Raw genomic sequence first — 18,463 nt, forward strand, 5'->3', positions numbered from 1 at the left:
CTTCAATGAGAAAAATTATTCCGTTCGGATTTGCGGTACTCTCATCGCTCACCGTGGTTTACGGACAGGCCAAAAACATTGAGGCCGATAGGAGGCTGTCTTCGATCACTTACCATGTCTATCATATCTTTCATTCCGTTGACGGTGTGAGTAGCGAAATATTCTGTTCCGGTCAATTAGACAGCATCAGCCATAAGCTAAAATTGATCAATGTATCTGCCAATGTCCTTTCTTTCAACAGTGGTAATTCAAGCCGCGATAAAACCGCAATGAATGCTGTCGATGCCGAGCATTATTCGCAAGTTGTCTTTCAAAGTGATACGATCAACTATGTCTCGGATTCGACTTTGTTCGTGGTGGGAAAATTATCGTTCCATGGGATCACCAATGAAATATCCATGCCGGTTTCCCTGAATTATGAATCGGGCACGACGGATTGTGAAGGTGGTTTCGAGGCAAACTTCAGCGATTACAACGTAGAACGACCGTCGATATTTTTTATTTCAATCGGTAATAAATTTGGAATAAAGTTTCACATTGTTTTCGATAGCACATTCTGAGATTAGACTTGGGACGAAAATATCTCTTTTACTCTTCCCTTTTTTTGGCTAAATTTTTGTTCCGTTTCAGTCAAGAATTTGATAAGTTTCTAAAGGAATAATTCATGCTAAAACCCAGGAAGAGAATAACAAAGAAAGAACTCAAGCAAGATCAACTGATCACCACCTACGTCAAGGCGGTGGATTTTTTCAGGAGCAACAGGAAAATGGTAAGCGGTACCATCACAGGGTTGGTGATCGCGGCCATCGTCATCGTCGTGTATTTGAACAACAGGCGCGCCGATAACCTGAAAGCCGCAACTGAGCTTTCACAGGTCTTGAGTCTATTTAACGGCGGGGCGTATCAAGTAGCGATCAACGGTGATCCAGCTCGTAATATCGCCGGGCTGAAATCGATAGTCGAAAGTTATGGAGGCTCCGAAAGCGGAGAACAGGCTAAGATTTACCTTGCAGACTGCTATTACTATCTCGGCGATTATGATAATGCTTTGAAATATTTCAAAGATTACGACGGGAGCGACAAGCTGCTTGAAGCGAGTGCGGATGCAGGCATTGCCGAAGTTTACGAAGTCAAGGGGGATTACAGGAAATCTGCAGAGTACTATGATCGTGCAGCTTCTCGCGATTCGAAGAATTTTCTCACTCCACAGTATCTTGTGGGTGCCGCGAGAAGTTACATCAAGATCGAAAAAAAAGACAAGGCAACCGAGTTGCTCACTCGGGTTCGCAAAAACTTTCCCGATTCTCCCTACGCGATGAATCTAGATTATTATATGGCAGAAGCGAAAATCGAGTGAGACAGGCATAACGGCTCGAGGGGGTTGGTCATGCCTTCGCAGTCTCACTTCCTAATATCCGGTCCACATCGATGAGTATCTTGTCTTTGACTGTCTCCGCGGACTCCTTGACTTGCTGGTTCATCGATGTGGTAAAAGAAAAATCTTTCCCGACAATTCCGTAAATCAAGACAAGATCAGGAAGCTGGTTCATGGTACGCGCCAGCTCGATCGACTGCGCAAGATCGATGCTGTGAGTGGAGACGGTGAAAAAATTATTAGGGAACGCCTCTTCACTGGCATTAATTTGGAAGACGGTTCCCGCGGGCGCAGGCGAGGAAACCGCATCAATGATTATCATGTTATCCGTGCGTTGCATCAGTTCAACCAGGTTGGATTGATCGCCGGTCAATTCGACCACTTTGACTTGAGAAGAGAGGACGCCTTTTAGACTTTTCAGAACAAGCAGTCCGACACCGTCATCCGCGCGGAATTCGTTGCCTATTCCCACAATCGTTATCGGAGACTTCCCCTTTTTCTCCGATGAATTATATCCGAGATCAACTTGTTTCGTCTGTCAAATCTCTTCGATTTCTAATTTCAAGAAATGCGTTGCACAGGAGATGCAAGGGTCATAGTTGCGAACTAACTGTTCACACTGGAGTGTCAGGTCCTGTTTGGGCAGATTTATGTTTGCCGTAACGAAATTCCTCAGATCAGATTCAATCATTCTCTGGTTCTGTGCAGTCGGCGGAACGATCTTTGCATCTTTGATAAGGCCATCGTCGCCGACCAGGTAACGATGATAAAGTATCCCGCGCGGAGCCTCGGTGCATCCAAACCCGAAGCCGGGTTTTACGGGATAATTAATTGCCGGATTTTCAGGAGGTGTGTAATTCTCAATTATCCTGATTGCTTCTTCGCAGGCAAAAACCGTCTCGACGGCGCGGACAATTATGCTTTTAAAAGGATTCAATACGGGAGGCGTAGCTTTGACTTCTTTTGCCGCCTGCATCGCCAGCGGAGAAAGCTTCTCGAAGTTGAGATTATACCTCGCCAACGGTCCGGTGAGATAGGCTCCCCTTCCTTTCATGGTCGATTGCAGTGCATTTGAATACGGAGCATGTGTTTCATGGAACATCAGTTCATACTCGCGAATGTCGATGTTGAGTCCTTTGTTCGATATGAGTCTCCCTTCGTTTAACGGGTACTCGTTTGGATGGCTCAGAGACACGAACTCGTAATCGTATTCAAAATTCGGGAACGGCAAAGTCGCAGTCCAGAGGACTGTTTCATAAGCTTCGTCTCTTGCCTGTTTAAGTCTTTCGAGAATTTCGGAAAAGTCCTCCTTACGCGGAAGTTTATAAAATCCGCCGACCTTCACGTTTATTGGATGAATTTCTCTTCCTGCCAGAAGGGCAACGAGATCATTGCCGGTTTTCTTCATCCGCAATCCCCGCTGGACCGCTTCGGGATGATCTTTTGCTAGTTGAATTGCATCTTGGTATCCGAGAAAATCGGGAGCGTGGAGCATATAAACGTGAAGCACATGACTCTCTATCCATTCTCCGCAGTAAAGCAGGCGACGTAGTTCGCGAAGCTGTCCCTCGACTTTAACGCCGAAGACATCTTCCATGGCGTGGACGGAGCTCATCTGGTAAGCGACCGGACAGATTCCACAGATGCGTGCTGTAATGTCGGGAGCCTCGGAATATTTCCTGCCGCGGAGGAATGCTTCAAAGAAACGGGGCGGCTCGAATATTTTGAACTTGATATCTTCGACATGCGAATTTCGTGTCTTGATGAAGAGGGTTCCTTCACCCTCTACTCGCGGAAGGTAGTCGACTTTTAAGGTTCTAGTGTTACTCATGTGCTTCACTTTCTCTGCGGAATGCGTCTGCATAAGCATTAAATTTTCTGAAGGCAAGCGAGATATCTAACTTTGTCTCACCAAGTTCTTTGAAGTGTTCTGCAAGTGACGACGTGTTTGGAGATTCCATCGGACCGAAGCATCCGAAACATCCGCGGTCATAAGCCGGACAAAGCGCCTCGCATCCTGATTGTGTCACTGGACCGAGGCAAGGTATGCCATGGCTGACCATGACGCAGGTATTGCCTTTCCGTTTGCAGTCGATGCACACGCTGTGTGTGTCGATGGTCGGCTTTCGCTTGTTTAGAAACGCGCTGATTACCTCGATGAGCTGATACTTGTTTATCGGACAACCGCGAAGCTCGTAATCCACATGAACGAAGGAGCCGATCGGAAGAGACCTGTCGAGGGTGGAAATATACTCAGGCGATGCATAAACGATCCGTATAAAATCTTTTATGTCCTTCCAGTTTCTGAGCGATTGAATTCCGCCGGCTGTTGCACACGCACCGATCGTGATCAGTGCCGAACATGATTTTCGGATTTCCCGGATGTGTTCCACATCGTGAGGGGTGGTTATGCTGCCTTCCACTATCCCGATGTCGTACGGACCTTTAAGCATTCTCGAACTCGCTTCGGGAAAGAATGCTATGTCGATTGCATTTGCCACCGCGAGAAGTTCGTCTTCCGCATCGAGAAGAGAAAGCTGGCAGCCATCGCAAGACGCAAATTTGAAAACGGCTACCTTTGGCTTTTTGTCCGTTGAACGACTTGGCATATTAAATTTCCTTTTTCTCAAGTAAGTGATATACTTCCGGCAATCGAAAAACGGGTCCATCTTTGCATATGAACTTCGGACCAAATTGACAATGTCCGCAAAGTCCAACACCGCATTTCATATTTCTTTCCATTGATATGTAGATTTGTTCCGGCGTAAGCCCCCTTCGCTGGAGCTCTTCGACGGTAAATTTCATCATGACTTCCGGACCGCACACCATGGCGACGGTCTCCCTGGAGTCCATTTTGATATAAGAAAACAAATTTGTAACGACCCCAATGTAACCCTTCCAAGTCCAGTCGCCGCGGTCAACAGTTATGATCACATCGGTATTTGGCAGCTTGCTCCATTGTTCAAGCTCAACTCGGTACAACAAATCCAGCGGACTTCTCGCTCCGTAGAGAATTATTATTCTTCCAAATTCATCCCGTCTCCGTATGAGCGAATAGATGACTGGCCTCAATGGGGCTAGCCCGATTCCACCGGCTGCGATGCATATGTCCTTGCCAACCGCCTCCTCCAGCGGCCAGCCGCCTCCGTAAGGACCCCGTATCCCTATCAAGTCTCCCCGCCTGACTTTGGATAGCGCAGACGTCACTGTTCCAACGCGATGAATTGTGTGTGCCAGTATGTTCGGTTTTGCAGGATCCGAGCTTATGGAAATGGCGGATTCTCCAATCCCGAAGGCGTAAACCATATTAAACTGGCCCGGTAAGAATGAAAATCCTCTTCCGTCGTTCTGTGGAGGATCGATGAGAAGAGTGAACGTATCGTCGGTTTCCCAGATGACCCGTCGAATCACGGCCAACGATGGAGCCATTGGGCTTTCGATGTCGACCGTGTTTTCAATAATTGTTTCGCTCAATTAAGTAGACTCCGATAAATTGTGAATTAGGTTTCATGATGACCAAAACTTGTCACTTCTGCTGAATTTGCGCCGGACTCAGATCCGATGAACTTTTCTTTTTTTTGCCCCCTTGTGCGCTTTCTTATTTGATTTCTGTTTTATCGTAGGTCGACGATGTTTAGTGTGCCAACGGGATTCTGCTGGGGCCGATCCATAAATGTCAAGAAGTTGCAGGCGCGTTGCTGCAAGTCGCCTTTCTAGGACCTCTGAAAATCTCCGTAGCATTTCATATCCGAAATGGTTGTCAGTTTCGCATTTCGTTCTCAAACAGCTCGCGTCAATTGAAAAAGCATGGACTTGTTCGAGAGCAATTGCATCGAAGTGCCATTTGAATGGAGAGATGAGCCACGACCATCCTAACACTTCGCCGGGGCCGACCGTTTGGATCCTGATTGTTCCCTTTTCACCTGCTTGAGTTTCAAGTACGACCCTGCCGCTTCGTACCAGGAAAAAGAGTTTTGCGTCATCACCCTCACGGAAAAGCCGCGTCCCTTCCTTGAAGACGATGTTGGACGCACATGACGTCAAGGTCTTGACGAGGCTTTCATCCATGTTGCTAAGAAATGGATGCTTGTGTAATGACTCGGTTAGATCTTGCGGTTCCATGCTCACCTTCCTTTTTCGTTAAGCGCCTCTTATTGAATTTATTTCGGCTGTTAAGTCGATGCCGACGGGACACCAAGTGATGCATCTTCCGCACCCAACGCATCCAAGTACGCCGAATTGTTCCATCCATGACGAAAATTTATGCGTCAACCATTGCCGGTATCTCGACTTTGGTGTTATTCGGAAGTTACCTCCTGCCACCTTTGAAAAGTCCATGGTGTAACAAGAATCCCATTTTCTCACCCGCTCCGCTTTGTTGCCGGTAATGTCTGTAATGTCCTCGACGGCGAAGCAAAAGCAGGTCGGACATACCATGGTACAGTTGCCGCAAGTCAAACATCTCTTCGCTATGTTGTCCCAGTGCGGGTGGTCCAAATTATTGGATAAGATCTTCGGAAGATCGGAGGTCTCCACGGATTTCTTCATCTTGTTTTCCGCGTGTTTGACAAGCCTTGACGCGTCGCTTATCTCCTGTTCGGTTGCATCCGAAGGGTTGGTCTGTTCCATGACGGCTGCGCCTTTGTCGCTTCCGACTTCCGCCACAAAGTAATGCTCTCCCTTGTTCACAACCTCGGTTAGTGCGAGATCGAAGCCGGTTTTCGACCTCGGTCCCGTTTTCAAGGACGAGCAAAAACAGTTTTCCGTAGTTTCAGTGCAATTTACTGCGACGATAAACAAATCTTTGCGTCGCAGTTTATAATCTTCGTCTCCATACTCTTCCGAGTTAAATATCAGGTCCTGAATGAGAATTGCGTTTAACTCGCAAGGACGCACACCGATGAAGGCGTATTTCGGTCGGAGTGTCGTCTCCTTTAGAAACTCCAGAGATTTCCCATTCCTTTTCATTTGGAACAGACTCCTTTTTGGAGGATAGAGAAATCGTTTCCACGACTGCGGTGCCGTGTGAAAACCAAAATACTTACCTCTGGTCTCCCTCGAGAGTCTGTACGTAGATGGGCTCTGTTGGTCTGTCCATCCGACAGGCAATTCATCGGGAGACTCTACCTTGTCATAAATAATTGCACCATCATGGACGACCGGTGCAACGAGCGTATAGTCTTTACTTTTTAATGCGGTAAAAAGCTTGTGAAAGTTTTCTTCGCTGAGTTTAAAGATCGTATTCATTAAGGGCCAGGGTTTTATCAAGCAGAAACTATCAACGATTGTGCCACCATGTTTCACTTAAACCGTCGGAATAAACGTGCGGCTCATTGTCCGAATTCTCGATGTGGGACAAAAAAAGACGCAAGTCCGATTCTGACACTGTAAATTTTTTGTCTCGAAAAACGATCGTTTCCGCTTAATTATTCTACAGATAATGTTCCATGCTGTCGTCAAGAATAAGCAGTAATATGGAAACTGTTCGTTGTTAGAAAATGTTGTGTTTATGATTCAAGAATAGGAATTGGGAAGGAGTAAGCTAAGAGATGGCTGAAAAGGTACACAGAGTTCTACAAGACCATGAAGTCAAAAAGGAACTTCACGGCGAAGTCTTTTATCCATCGGAGGAAATAGTCTTGCAGGCGAATGTCCAGAATCCCGATGCCGTCTACCGAGAGGCAGAAGATGATCTAGAAGGCTACTGGGCGCGACGGGCAAGTGAACTCGAGTGGTACAAAAAGTGGGACAAGGTCTTGGACGAAACTAACAAGCCTTTTTATAAATGGTTTGTCGGAGGGAAGACCAACATTGTTCTTAATGCGCTTGATCGGCACGTAAATACCTGGCGGCGGAATAAGCTTGCTTTGATTTGGGAGGGCGAAAACGGAGAATTGCGGACGTTTTCATATCACGCTTTGAATAGGGAGGTATGCAAATTTGCAACGGTTTTGAAAAGCATGGGTGTCGGCAAAGGAGACAGAGTAACTATTTATATGCCGCGTATTCCGGAAACTGTGATAGCAATGCTTGCGACAGCGAAAATAGGTGCAATACATTCCGTAGTTTACGGCGGATTTTCAGTTGAGGCTCTCCACGGAAGGATAGAAGACAGCGAATCGCGTGTGATCGTAACAGCTGACGGTGGATTTATGAACGGAAAAATCGTCGAACTGAAAAAAATTGTAGATGAGGCCTTGAGGAGAACGGCTGCGCCTGAAACGGTGATCGTAGTGAAACGCAACGGCAAAGATGTTCCGATGGAAGCCGGTCGTGATTTTTGGTACCATGAATTGATGAGTCTGCCATTGACTCGCAACGGATCGAAGTGTGCAACAGAAGAGATGGACGCTGAAGACCCCCTTTATATTTTATACACGTCGGGTACCACAGGAAAGCCGAAGGCTATCCTCCATACCCATGGCGGATACATGGTTGGGACTTATTCCACCCTGAAGGACGTTTTTGATTTGAAAGAGGAAGACAGATGGTGGTGCACTGCTGATCCTGGTTGGGTGACGGGGCATTCCTATATAGTTTACGCCCCGCTTCTTAACGGCTCGACTTCATTCATGTATGAAGGCGCTCCAACTTTTCCGTACCCTGATAGATGGTGGACCATGATAGAAAAGTACGGTATTACAGTTCTCTATTCTACGCCGACTGCGATTCGCGGACTTATGCGTTATGGCGAGGCATGGCCCAACCGCCATGATCTTTCCACGCTTCGTCTCCTTGGCAGCGTAGGTGAACCGATAAACCCGGAAGCCTGGAGATGGTATCATAGAGTCATCGGGAAGGAACAATGTCCTATCATGGACACGTGGTGGCAGACAGAGACCGGAGCATTCATGATAACGCCGCTCCCGTCGACCCCGCTCAAGCCCGGTTCCGGAACAAAGCCTTACTTTGGCGTTCACGCCGATGTTGTTGATGATGTCGGCAAACCGGTCAAACCAGGTGAGGAAGGCTTCCTGATTCTCAAACGACCATGGCCCTCAATGCTGCGAACAATTTACAAGGACCCGGAACGGTACGTAAATACTTATTGGAGTCGTTATCCTGGCTATTATTTTGTCGGCGACTCTGCACGAAAGGACGAAGACGGGTATTTCTGGGTAATAGGTAGAGTGGATGATGTGATAAAAGTCAGCGGATACAGGCTGGGAACGGCTGAGCTTGAATCCGCTTTGGTGAGCCACCACGCGGTTGCCGAAGCAGCCGTTATAGGGCTACCACATGAGATAAAGGGAATCGCGATCCATGCTTATGTGATGTTGAAAAGCGGTTTTGAAGGCAGCGAACCTTTGGCTGAAGAGCTGATACAACATGTGGCGCATGAGATGGGACCGATTGCAAAACCCGAGAAAATAAATTTCACTAACTCGCTTCCGAAAACTCGCAGTGGAAAAATAATGAGAAGGGTCTTGAAGGCGCGGGCATTGGGGATGCCCGAAGGTGATTTGAGCACACTGGAAGATTAGCAGAATGACAGACCCGGTAAGAGATACGATGTTCATTATCGTCCTGATACTCGGAATGATGACTTGTACTTCATCTACGCGAGCGCAGTTATTGAGAGTAACAGCTAAAGTGACTGTAACGGTAATCTCCGGCCCCGGAATCAATTTCACTCCAGCAAATCAGACAAAAAGTCCATCATCTCTGAATCAGACCGATGGAGGCGGGATGACGTTCCATGCGGCCACCACTGCAGCAGTTACGTTGAACTTCGATACCGGCGGAAGAATTTTGCATCAGGATAACCTACGTCGGGGAGTAACGAGGATTCTCACCGCGGAAGAGCTTGAAGGCGTGTCAAAGGTACAGGTAACATACATCGGGAGCTAATAAGCTCCTGCCGTTTCTCCGTGTGCTGCGGGAGAGCCGCTGGTCTGTGGCACAATTCATCATTTCGTCTTTCTGAAGGTCAACACAACTTCTCCTGCAACAAAAAATTGTCTGTCGTCGGGCGAAAAATTTAATACCTGATAAGACTTGTTCGACGGCTTCAAATGTACTTTCCCGTTTACCAACTCAAAAAATCTTACAACTAAGATTCCTGATGCACTTCCAAGGACGAGCGAATTCTGCTCCGGCGCCGCCACTCTCCTACATATCACGTAATCGCCCTTATACAATCCGACATAATTCATTGCGTCATCCGAGACTTTCACTGCGAATAGCTCACCTTCCGGAAGAAGTTTGGAGTCGAAGTGTAGAACGTCGACTATGTTGGAAAAAATAATCTCGCGCGACTCAATTCGTGACACGACTGGAATTGTCCGCACCGAGGGGGGCAAGTCGGGATTGGTTTGCTCGGTTTTTGGAAGGTTGATTCCGCGCGAGCGACCCGCTTCACGTTCGATGTAGCCTTTCCTCTCAAGGGCCTTAAGTAAATCGCTGACAGCTCGCGTTGAATTAATTCCCAGCTGCTTGCCAAGCTCGCGGAAAGTCGGTGGTTTAGAATGCTCTTTAATAAATCGCCGAATAAATTCGAGAGCCTCGCCCTGTCGTTTTGTAAGTCCTCTTGCCATCAACCTAATCCAACACAGCCGCAATCGAACGAGAGTTGCACCATGAATTGGCCTGACAGGATTCCCTGGAGCAGCGAACGAAGAAATGTCTTCCTGCAAAAGAAAACAGCAGTGCTGGCAAAGTCAGAGATGCCAGTTTGCTGCAGAAACATGTAATTGCTTGAGTCATTTCTCGTTGAGATTACCTTTTCATGGTTCATGAGATTTTACTGCTCCGGCGCCAAGTTCGATACAACAAAGTAAAGAGATGAAGAATTTTTTTGACAGGAATAAATTACAAAACACAAGTTTAGCGGTCAAGAAGGATACTAAATTTTTGTTCCCTTTGTTTAGTGTAAAGATTATAACGGCAGTAAATCTCTGAAATGCCCTCAAATTTGTTCATTTTTGTATCAATTCGTTTTGGCGGGAAAAAGTGATAAAAATTCGCTTGACATTTGGAGCCAATTGGTTAAATTTCCAACGTGGTGGGGAAAAGTGGGGAAGACCCCAGTTTTTCCCTTGTTTACTAAAAAAATGTGGACGCATAGAGGAATATGTCGTCGTTTAAAGGCCGGTACGAATACGTCTTAGACTCAAAAGGGAGACTCAGCATTCCTGCAAAGCTCCGAAAGAGTCTTTCCCCCGATTCACGCGATTCATTTGTCGTGACACGCGGAGTAGAAAAGTGTTTATACGTCTACCCTCTGGATGAATGGCAGCGCCTTGAAGAGAGGCTTCGCTCGCTTAATCAGTTTCTCGAAAAACACAGATATTTTACACGCACGCTTCTTATGTGGGCATCGGAAGAATTTCCGCTTGACTCGCAATCACGAATCACAATTCCCAAAAACCTTCTCGAATTTGCCGAGATTGAGAAAGACGTGGTGATCATCGGTGCACTCGAACGGATCGAATTATGGAGTCCAAAAATTTTCAACGAGTATCTTAACTCTCAGCCGGAGAGCTATGCCAATGTTGTTGAACAAATCATGACGGTTAATGTCAACAAGTAATGGTGCCATTTCATGAACCGGTGCTGCTGAAGGAGAGCATAGATTTCTTGGTAACTGATTTGAGTGCAACATACGTCGACGCGACATTCGGGGGAGGAGGACACACGCGAGAGCTTCTTTCCAGGTTGAATTCAGGTGCGAAAGTGATTGCTTTCGATGTTGATGAACATGCCAAACAAAACGCGGATAGATTTTTCTCCCAGGATGGCAGGTTCTCATTCGTGGAGAAGAATTTTTCGGAAATAAGAAATGTTTTTGATGACATAAATATTATATCAGCCGCCGGCTTCCTGTTCGATCTTGGCGTGTCTTCCTACCAACTCGACAACGAGCCTGGGTTCAGTTATAGGCGGGATGAGAAACTGGACATGCGCCTGGACAAGGATTTGAAAACTTCTGCTTATGACGTAATTAACTCATATGATGTTGAAGAACTGTCCGCAGTGTTTGGCAAATACGGTGAAGAGCCCCGCTCTCGTCTGCTGGCGAAGGCAATTGTAAAGCGGAGGGGGAAAAATAATATCGAGACTACTTCGGAGTTTGTGGAAATAATCGGAAAAGTCTGTGGAAGCTCTGCTAAAACTCTGGCGCGAATTTTTCAAGCGCTTCGAATCGAAGTCAACAACGAACTCAATTCTCTCTTCTCGGGACTGAAAGCGGCTATTGATATGACTTCTCTTGGCGGGAGAATCGTGGTGATCTCTTATCATTCTCTGGAAGACAGGATAGTAAAGGAAAGGTTTAAGTACGAAGCCGCGACATGTGTGTGTCCGCCGCAGGCAATCGTTTGTACCTGCGGCAAAACCGCTCGCGCCAGAATACTGACACGTAAACCGATCTCACCAAGTCGTGATGAAGTCTTGCGCAATCGCAGGGCACGAAGTGCAAAGATGAGGGCAATCGAAAGAATAGCATGAGCGACGAGATAGAACTCAAAGGTAAACGAGAAGACGCGGCCCGCAGTGCAGATGCAAAGAACCCGAAGCAGGCACCGATAACAGTTTCCAAATTTATTCTATTTCTCGGGGGGACTGTCGCGGTGCTTCTGATCATTGTCAATAACAGCGTTACAGTAGACAGGTTGGTGAGAGAAATAAGTTCTCTCGATTCTGCGTACAGAGAAATAAGATTTCGGAACGATTCGTTACAGGCGGAGATGAAAAAATTGTCCAGCGCTGAAAGAATTACTCGGATCGCCTCGGAAAAACTTGGCCTTGTTTATAGCAGTCAGACTCTCGATCAAGTCACGGTCGATGCGGATAAATTGGAGGAGGCAAACCGGAAGGATGCAAGAGACACAACAAAATAAGGCAAGCCACCGAGCTCGGATAAATTTCATCCGCCTCTTGTTTATGTTGCTGTTTGCTGCCGTCGTTGTGAAGTTGGGATTTGTGCAGGGAGTCAGGAGCATTTACTATCACAAGATTGCCCAAAACCAATATGAGAGCCGCGTGCCACTTCGAGCTAATCGAGGAATGGTATACGATAGGAATGGCAGTCTGATAATTTCAAACAACTTCGGTTATTCTTATGCGGCGGATCCGGAGCTTCTCGATTCAACCGACAAGAAGAGAATCGCCGAAAAATTCGGTGCTGTTTTCGACAAGCCCATCGAATTCTTCACGCAGAAGATGAATGTAAAGTCGCAGTTTGTCTGGCTTGCTCGCAATATCGGTCCCAAACAATCCGAGTCCCTTAAGGACTTCAATGTATACGGTTTGATTAGCCTGCAAGAGCAGCAGAGACTTTATCCTTATGGCAGCGCCGCAGGACAGGTTTTCGGTTACGCAAACGTCGATGGAAAAGGGGCGAGCGGGATCGAGCTCGAGTTTGATTCGATTCTCGTCGGCAAGGACGGTTATGAGATAATGCAACGCGACGGAATCGGACGAAAAATGCCTTCGGTTGATTATCCGAAGATAGATCCCGTGCCGGGATGCAATCTGCAGCTGACCATCGACATGAATATTCAACAAATCGTTGACGAAGAGCTTGCGGCTGGAGTGGAGAGTGCGAAAGGCTCTGCTGGTACGGCAATTTTCATGAATCCCAACACGGGAGAGATTCTCGCAGTTGCCAACTATCCCAAATTTGATCCATCTGATTACACACGATATTCATTTGATGATTCCCGGGACAGAGCAATAACGGATGTGTTCGAACCCGGTTCGACGTTTAAAGTTGTGACCGCAGCGTCGGCGCTCGAAGAAGGGATTGAAAGACCAAACGATGTAATTTTTGCAGAGAACGGCAAATACTTTTTGTACGGGAAGTTGATTGAAGATTTTGAACGTGCAGGATGGGTAACATTCAGGCGAGCTGTGGAATTGTCAAGCAACATCGCGTTTTCAAAGATCGGAATGAAAATACCTCCCAACAGCTTTTACAGGTATGCAAGAGATTTTGGTTTCGGTGCGCCGACCGGGATTGAGCTTCCTGGAGAAGCTGCCGGTCAGTTAAAGAAGCCTTACGAGTGGTCGAAAATTTCCGAGCCTTTCATGTCGTTCGGCTATGAAGTGATGGTGACATCGCTTCAAATGGCGCAGGCGTACGCGGCCATTGCAAACGGTGGAACTCTGATGAAGCCCTACGTTGTCAGCAGGATCGTGGATGCGAGGGGAAATGTGCTGTCTCAGAATTCGCCTGTGGAGATTAGGCGCGTGGTAAGCCCTGAAGTCGCACAAACCCTGACAGGACTATTTGTCGACGTTGTTGAAAACGGCACGGGGTCTCCGGCGAAGATAAATGATCTTCTTATTGCAGGTAAGACAGGGACTTCGCAAAAATTGGTCGACGGAAAGTATTCGAAGAAATTTTATCATGCTTCCTTTGCTGGTTTTTTCCCTGTCCCCAATCCAGTAATTGTCGGGTTTATAATGGTTGATTCTCCGATGAACGGCTACACCGGGGGGAGTGTTGCGGCTCCGATTTTTAAGAAAATTGCATCCCGCATTTATGGAATTATGCAGCGAAGGACCACCGACTTCTTGGATAATGGTGTAAGAATGGTCTCGAATACTTCATCAGCTTTCCAGCAGAAACCAAAAGATTTCACGCAGAACTTTGTCAGCAATTCTGAAAGAACTAACTCGACAACTGCAGCGAGTACAAATTTAGTGAAGGTTCCCGATGTTTCGTACTTAGATTACGCGTCTGCGAAAGCGATCATGGAAAATTCCGGACTCGCGATTTCGGATGAGGGGATGGGCAACAGTTTAATCGTGTTGTCTGAAAGACCGAACGCTGGAACGTTGCTTCCCAAAGGAGCAACAGTCGAACTAAACTTTGTAGATGCGAGAAAAATCTCGAAGATGCCGGATTTCCGCGGAGCAAGCGTCAGGAAAGCGACAAGTTTCTTTCTCACGGCAGGAATTCGATTTCGCGTTAATGGAAGCGGGAAAATCGTCAGCCAGGCCCCCGATCCCGGAACACCGGTAAATAAGAAATCGATCGTAGTCATCAATTGTGATGACAGGAATTTTAATGCATCGGGGATTTTTTGATGAAGCTTAGCGAACTCATCAGGAGCGTTTCAGTAGAGGAGATCGTCGGCGATACCGAAAAGGAAATCGTCGGCGTCGCTTATGATTCACGAAAGGTCAGAGACGGATCGCTGTTTGTTGCGATGAGGGGAGCGCAATTTGATGGACACCGCTTCATAGTCGATGCCATGGGCAGTGGCGCAAGCGCGGTCGTGCTCGAGGACAAAAGTATCGTTGATGACGAATACTTCCTCTCTCACCACACCACTAAACTACTTGTCCCCAGCACCCGCCGCGCTCTTGCGCTTATTTCAGCGAATTTTTTCGATTGGCCGAGTAAAAAGCTGAAAACAATCGGAGTAACCGGAACGAATGGGAAGACTACGAGCACATATCTCATCGAATGGATGCTGCGATCTGCCGGAGAGAAAGTTCTTCTCATGGGAACTATTAAGCATATGCTGAACGGTGAAACCCTTGAGTCGGCGGTGAACACGACCCCCGAGTCCTTTGAGCTTAATCGCATGATGGCAGCAGCAGCAGCAAGGAACGCGACTTATGCAGTTATGGAAGTCTCATCCCATTCACTGGTGATGGATCGCGTTTACGGCATCCCGTTCAAGGCAGCCATGTTCACGAATCTCACCCAGGACCATCTCGATTTTCATCATACCATGGAAGAGTATTTCAAGGCGAAAAGAATTTTGTTCGATTCGTTGAGCGAGGGAAGTTTCGCCGTCGTGAATATGGATGATGAATATGGCGAGAGAATTGTTGCCGGTACTTCTGCCCGAAAAATATTCTACGGCTTCGCTCCTCAAGCCGACTTTCGGATTGTCAAGTTTTCATTTGGCATTCATGGAGCGGAGATCACAATCAAATACGCAGGCGAGGAGTTTGAAATAAAGTCTATGTTGGCCGGCAAATTCAGTTCGTATAATCTTGCTGGGGCTTTTGCGACGGCGGTTTCTTTAGGATATAATCCGGCTTCTGCCGCTGAAGCATTGTGCAGAGTCCCCGGTGTCAAAGGAAGATTTGAGCGCATCGATTCCGGAAAAGGATTCCTGGTCGTGGTCGATTATGCGCATACTCCGGACTCGCTGCAGAAGACACTGCAATCTGCACGGGAAATATTGACATCGGAAGGAAAAGGCGGGAGGTTGATAACCGTTTTCGGATGCGGTGGAAATCGCGACCGCACAAAGCGCCCTAAGATGGGAAAAATCGCGGAGGATTTGAGCGATGTAACTATCGTCACTTCAGACAACCCGCGATTCGAGGACCCCGGCTCGATCATTGATGAGATACTTGAAGGCGTAAAACCAGATGACCAAAATGTCCTGCGCATCGTCGACCGCAGCGAAGCAATAAAGAAGAGCTTGTCTCTAGCGCTTCCAAACGACATCGTGGTCCTTGCAGGGAAGGGACATGAAAATTACCAGGACATCAAAGGGGCCAAGCATCATTTTGACGACCGCGAAGAAGCCGAGAAGGCGCTTGGATTGTCAGAGAATTACGTTGCGGAGAAGAGTTGATTACTGTGCGAGACGTTCACGAAATACCGGGAGCTGAATTTCATAATGTGAATTTCAAGTCGGCCAGGTCGGTCTCTACTGACTCAAGGACCTTGTCTGCCGGCGAAATCTTCTTCGCGATCCGCGGCGACAAATTCGATGGCCATAATTTTGTCCGGGACGCCGTTGTCAAAGGGACAGCATGTGCGGTGGTAGATAGGAGATGGTATGAAACCAGTCATCAACTATCGGCTCTCGACCGGGGGCCGTTGGTAGTAGTTGAAGATACGACCCGTGCACTCGGCAACCTTGCTAGAATTTACCGCAGGAAATTCTCGATGCCGGTGATCGCAATCGGCGGCTCGAACGGCAAGACCACTACGAAAGAAATGGCGGCCGCAGTCCTTGAGAAAAAGTTCAGGGTCGCTAAAACTTCCGGAAATCATAATAACCAAATCGGTGTTCCGTCGACGATTTTTGGTTTCAAAAAATATCACGATGCTGCGGTTGTCGAGATCGGTACAAACCATTTTGGCGAGATCAAAAGACTTTGCGAGATACTCGAGCCAAACGCCGGACTCATCACCAACATCGGAGCGGAGCATCTGGAGTTTTTCAAGGACTTGAGCGGCGTCAGGAAAGAAGAAGAAGGTCTTTTTGATTTCCTGACGGTGTCCGACGGCACCGCTTTTATCAATGTGGATGACAGGAACATCACTGGCATGTCTAGACTTCCGAAACATAGATTCGGCTTCGGTTTTCAATCCGGAACGGCGAAGCGAAGGAATCTTTCCGGCAGACTTTTCGGCATAGACAGAAGAGGATGCGCGTTATTCGAGATAAGGTACTCTGGCAGGACTGAATTGGTTCGCTTGAGGATACCGGGAATTCATAATGCGATGAACGCGCTTGCGGCAGCAGCGATCGGCTGTAAGTATGGGATTAGTCTGTCAAACATAAAGAGCGCCTTGGAAAATTACAGGGCTTTTGAGAAGCGGATGCAGCTTATCGAAACCCGGGGAGTGAGGATTCTTAACGACACGTACAATTCAAATCCGGAATCTGCCCTCTCAGCGATCCGCTGGCTGTCCATGATCCGCGCGAAAGGGAAAAAGGTTGCAGTGCTTGCCGACATGCTCGAACTTGGCGAATCAGCGTTGCAGGAACACCGGAAAATCGGAAATGAAATTGCGGAAATAAATTTTGACTATCTCCTCACATATGGAAATCTCGCGAAAGAGATTTCAGCTGCAGCCGACAGTCATGAATATCATGGCACGGCCGGCAAAATGAAAATAGAAGCTTTCGACGACAAAGAAAAACTTTCCCGAAGACTTCTGGATATAATTTCAGTAGGTGACATTGTCCTCATTAAAGGTTCGCGTGGAATGAAGATGGAAGAAGTCGTAAGTGCGTTAACGAACCGACTTCCAAATAGAGGGTTTCGCTGATGCTGTATTATTTGTTCGATCTCCTTGAAAAACATTTTCACCCCCCCGGTTTCGGAGTATTCAGGTATATTACTTTCCGTTCAGCACTCGCTGCGATAACCGCGTTGCTGATCAGCTTTGTGATCGGTCCAGTTGTGATCCGGAAACTCCATAAACACCAGATCGGAGAACAGGAAAAAGTAGAAGGCCCGGCCTCCCATCTTTCGAAAGCGGGCACCCCGACGATGGGCGGGATAATAATTATCGGCTCTGTGGTTGTGCCGCTTTTGCTGTGGGGAGACCTCGCAAATCCTTACGTGCGTTTGATTCTTTTGATTACTCTCTGGCTGGGCATGTTAGGATTTGTCGACGATTACATGAAGGTGGTGAGGAAAAAGCGAAAAGGACTCATCGCGCGGTACAAATTGATCGGACAATTCGGAATCGGGTTGATCGTCGGAGCAGCTCTATACTTTTCACCTCAGTTTTTTCCTTTCAATTCGGTCACCACCGTTCCATTTTTCAAAAACTTGAACTTTGATTATTCCTTCTTCTATATCCCGGTGGTGATTTTTGTAATTACTGCCACTTCAAACGCCGTCAACCTCACGGACGGGCTGGACGGTCTTGCTGTCGGTGCAGTCGGAATCGTGGCGCTGACCCTTGCACTCATGAGTTACATCTCGGGCAATATCGATTTCAGCCGGTATCTGAACATAATTTATCTCCGCGGTACCGGTGAGCTTACGGTCTATTGTGCGGCACTAGTCGGAGCGTCTCTCGGCTTCCTGTGGTACAATGCTTATCCTGCACGAGTGTTCATGGGAGACACGGGTTCGCTTGCACTTGGTGGAGTGATAGCAGGAATCTCTATAATGATTAAAAAGGAATTGGTACTTCCGATACTCGGTGGAATTTTTCTCGCAGAGGAGTTGTCGGTAATAATTCAGGTGCTTTATTTCAAATACACGAAGAAAAAATACGGAGAGGGGCGGCGAATTTTTAAAATGGCGCCGCTGCACCATCACTTCGAGCTTTACGGCGTGCCGGAGCCGAAAATTGTTACGCGTTTTTACATAGTCGGGATTTTGCTGGCGATACTCAGTTTAACGACTTTCAAGGTGAGATAA

At 47.3% G+C, this 18,463-nt stretch carries 18 protein-coding genes; 11 read left to right on the forward strand and 7 right to left on the reverse strand.

The features are described 5' to 3' along the window. The first annotated feature begins 5 nt into the window (after nucleotides 1-5). Both VLX91_02490 and VLX91_02495 read left to right on the forward strand, forming a co-directional pair. Entirely contained in the window at nucleotides 6-560 is a 555-nt protein-coding gene (locus VLX91_02490) for a YceI family protein (GenBank protein HUI29059.1), read from the forward strand. A 104-nt stretch (nucleotides 561-664) separates the two neighbouring features. Next, nucleotides 665-1,357 carry a tetratricopeptide repeat protein gene (locus tag VLX91_02495; protein ID HUI29060.1) on the forward strand — a complete coding sequence of 231 codons (693 nt, stop codon included), beginning with the start codon at nucleotides 665-667 and terminating at the stop codon, nucleotides 1,355-1,357. Between the two features lie 28 nt (nucleotides 1,358-1,385). Here the strand turns inward: VLX91_02495 and VLX91_02500 are convergent, their stop codons facing one another. The 6 genes from VLX91_02500 to VLX91_02525 all read right to left on the reverse strand — a co-directional run bounded on the left by VLX91_02500 (nucleotide 1,386) and on the right by VLX91_02525 (nucleotide 6,622). Continuing rightward, nucleotides 1,386-1,847, reverse strand: a complete 462-nt coding sequence (locus tag VLX91_02500; GenBank protein HUI29061.1) for a hydrogenase maturation protease — start codon at nucleotides 1,845-1,847, stop codon at nucleotides 1,386-1,388. A gap of 66 nt (nucleotides 1,848-1,913) precedes the next feature. Continuing rightward, the gene (locus VLX91_02505; GenBank protein HUI29062.1) at nucleotides 1,914-3,206 is read right to left on the reverse strand and encodes a Ni/Fe hydrogenase subunit alpha; all 1,293 of its coding nucleotides are present in this window, start codon (nucleotides 3,204-3,206) and stop codon (nucleotides 1,914-1,916) included. Further along, nucleotides 3,199-3,984: a hypothetical protein gene (locus tag VLX91_02510; GenBank protein HUI29063.1), complete on the reverse strand. Its 786-nt coding sequence runs from the start codon at nucleotides 3,982-3,984 to the stop codon at nucleotides 3,199-3,201. The genes VLX91_02505 and VLX91_02510 overlap by 8 nt, the downstream gene beginning before the upstream one ends. Nucleotide 3,985: 1 nt before the next feature. Then, nucleotides 3,986-4,849, reverse strand: coding sequence for an FAD/NAD(P)-binding protein (locus VLX91_02515; protein HUI29064.1), 864 nt, complete (start codon nucleotides 4,847-4,849; stop codon nucleotides 3,986-3,988). A gap of 78 nt (nucleotides 4,850-4,927) precedes the next feature. After that, nucleotides 4,928-5,497 carry a cyclic nucleotide-binding domain-containing protein gene (locus VLX91_02520; GenBank protein HUI29065.1) on the reverse strand — a complete coding sequence of 190 codons (570 nt, stop codon included), beginning with the start codon at nucleotides 5,495-5,497 and terminating at the stop codon, nucleotides 4,928-4,930. A gap of 18 nt (nucleotides 5,498-5,515) precedes the next feature. Continuing rightward, nucleotides 5,516-6,622 (reverse strand): 4Fe-4S dicluster domain-containing protein, encoded by a 1,107-nt coding sequence (locus VLX91_02525; protein HUI29066.1) that lies wholly within the window; start codon nucleotides 6,620-6,622, stop codon nucleotides 5,516-5,518. Between the two features lie 302 nt (nucleotides 6,623-6,924). Between VLX91_02525 and acs the strand changes: the two genes are divergently transcribed. Both acs and VLX91_02535 read left to right on the forward strand, forming a co-directional pair. Beyond that, the gene (gene acs / locus VLX91_02530) at nucleotides 6,925-8,859 is read left to right on the forward strand and encodes an acetate--CoA ligase (protein ID HUI29067.1); all 1,935 of its coding nucleotides are present in this window, start codon (nucleotides 6,925-6,927) and stop codon (nucleotides 8,857-8,859) included. Between the two features lie 4 nt (nucleotides 8,860-8,863). Beyond that, a complete protein-coding gene (locus tag VLX91_02535) occupies nucleotides 8,864-9,226 on the forward strand; it encodes a hypothetical protein (GenBank protein HUI29068.1) in 363 nt (120 codons plus the stop codon). A 59-nt stretch (nucleotides 9,227-9,285) separates the two neighbouring features. Here VLX91_02535 and lexA read toward each other — a convergent pair whose 3' ends face one another. Then, the gene (gene lexA, locus VLX91_02540; GenBank protein HUI29069.1) at nucleotides 9,286-9,912 is read right to left on the reverse strand and encodes a transcriptional repressor LexA; all 627 of its coding nucleotides are present in this window, start codon (nucleotides 9,910-9,912) and stop codon (nucleotides 9,286-9,288) included. A 536-nt stretch (nucleotides 9,913-10,448) separates the two neighbouring features. Between lexA and mraZ the strand changes: the two genes are divergently transcribed. Genes mraZ through mraY form a run of 7 tightly spaced genes read left to right on the forward strand, consistent with a single transcriptional unit; the run spans nucleotide 10,449 to nucleotide 18,463 of the window. Beyond that, nucleotides 10,449-10,907 carry a division/cell wall cluster transcriptional repressor MraZ gene (mraZ, locus tag VLX91_02545; GenBank protein HUI29070.1) on the forward strand — a complete coding sequence of 153 codons (459 nt, stop codon included), beginning with the start codon at nucleotides 10,449-10,451 and terminating at the stop codon, nucleotides 10,905-10,907. Continuing rightward, nucleotides 10,907-11,824, forward strand: a complete 918-nt coding sequence (gene rsmH / locus VLX91_02550) for a 16S rRNA (cytosine(1402)-N(4))-methyltransferase RsmH (protein ID HUI29071.1) — start codon at nucleotides 10,907-10,909, stop codon at nucleotides 11,822-11,824. The genes mraZ and rsmH overlap by 1 nt, the downstream gene beginning before the upstream one ends. Next, the gene (locus tag VLX91_02555) at nucleotides 11,821-12,216 is read left to right on the forward strand and encodes an FtsL-like putative cell division protein (GenBank protein HUI29072.1); all 396 of its coding nucleotides are present in this window, start codon (nucleotides 11,821-11,823) and stop codon (nucleotides 12,214-12,216) included. Before rsmH ends, VLX91_02555 begins: the two co-directional genes overlap by 4 nt. A 43-nt stretch (nucleotides 12,217-12,259) precedes the next feature. After that, entirely contained in the window at nucleotides 12,260-14,410 is a 2,151-nt protein-coding gene (locus VLX91_02560) for a penicillin-binding transpeptidase domain-containing protein (protein HUI29073.1), read from the forward strand. After that, the gene (locus VLX91_02565) at nucleotides 14,410-15,924 is read left to right on the forward strand and encodes a UDP-N-acetylmuramoyl-L-alanyl-D-glutamate--2,6-diaminopimelate ligase (GenBank protein ID HUI29074.1); all 1,515 of its coding nucleotides are present in this window, start codon (nucleotides 14,410-14,412) and stop codon (nucleotides 15,922-15,924) included. The genes VLX91_02560 and VLX91_02565 overlap by 1 nt, the downstream gene beginning before the upstream one ends. A gap of 5 nt (nucleotides 15,925-15,929) precedes the next feature. Next, nucleotides 15,930-17,354 (forward strand): UDP-N-acetylmuramoyl-tripeptide--D-alanyl-D-alanine ligase, encoded by a 1,425-nt coding sequence (gene murF / locus VLX91_02570; GenBank protein ID HUI29075.1) that lies wholly within the window; start codon nucleotides 15,930-15,932, stop codon nucleotides 17,352-17,354. After that, a complete protein-coding gene (mraY, locus tag VLX91_02575) occupies nucleotides 17,354-18,463 on the forward strand; it encodes a phospho-N-acetylmuramoyl-pentapeptide-transferase (protein ID HUI29076.1) in 1,110 nt (369 codons plus the stop codon). Before murF ends, mraY begins: the two co-directional genes overlap by 1 nt.

The organism is Candidatus Acidiferrales bacterium (assembly GCA_035515795.1).
GTDB lineage: Bacteria > Bacteroidota > Ignavibacteria > Kryptoniales > JAKASW01 > JAKASW01.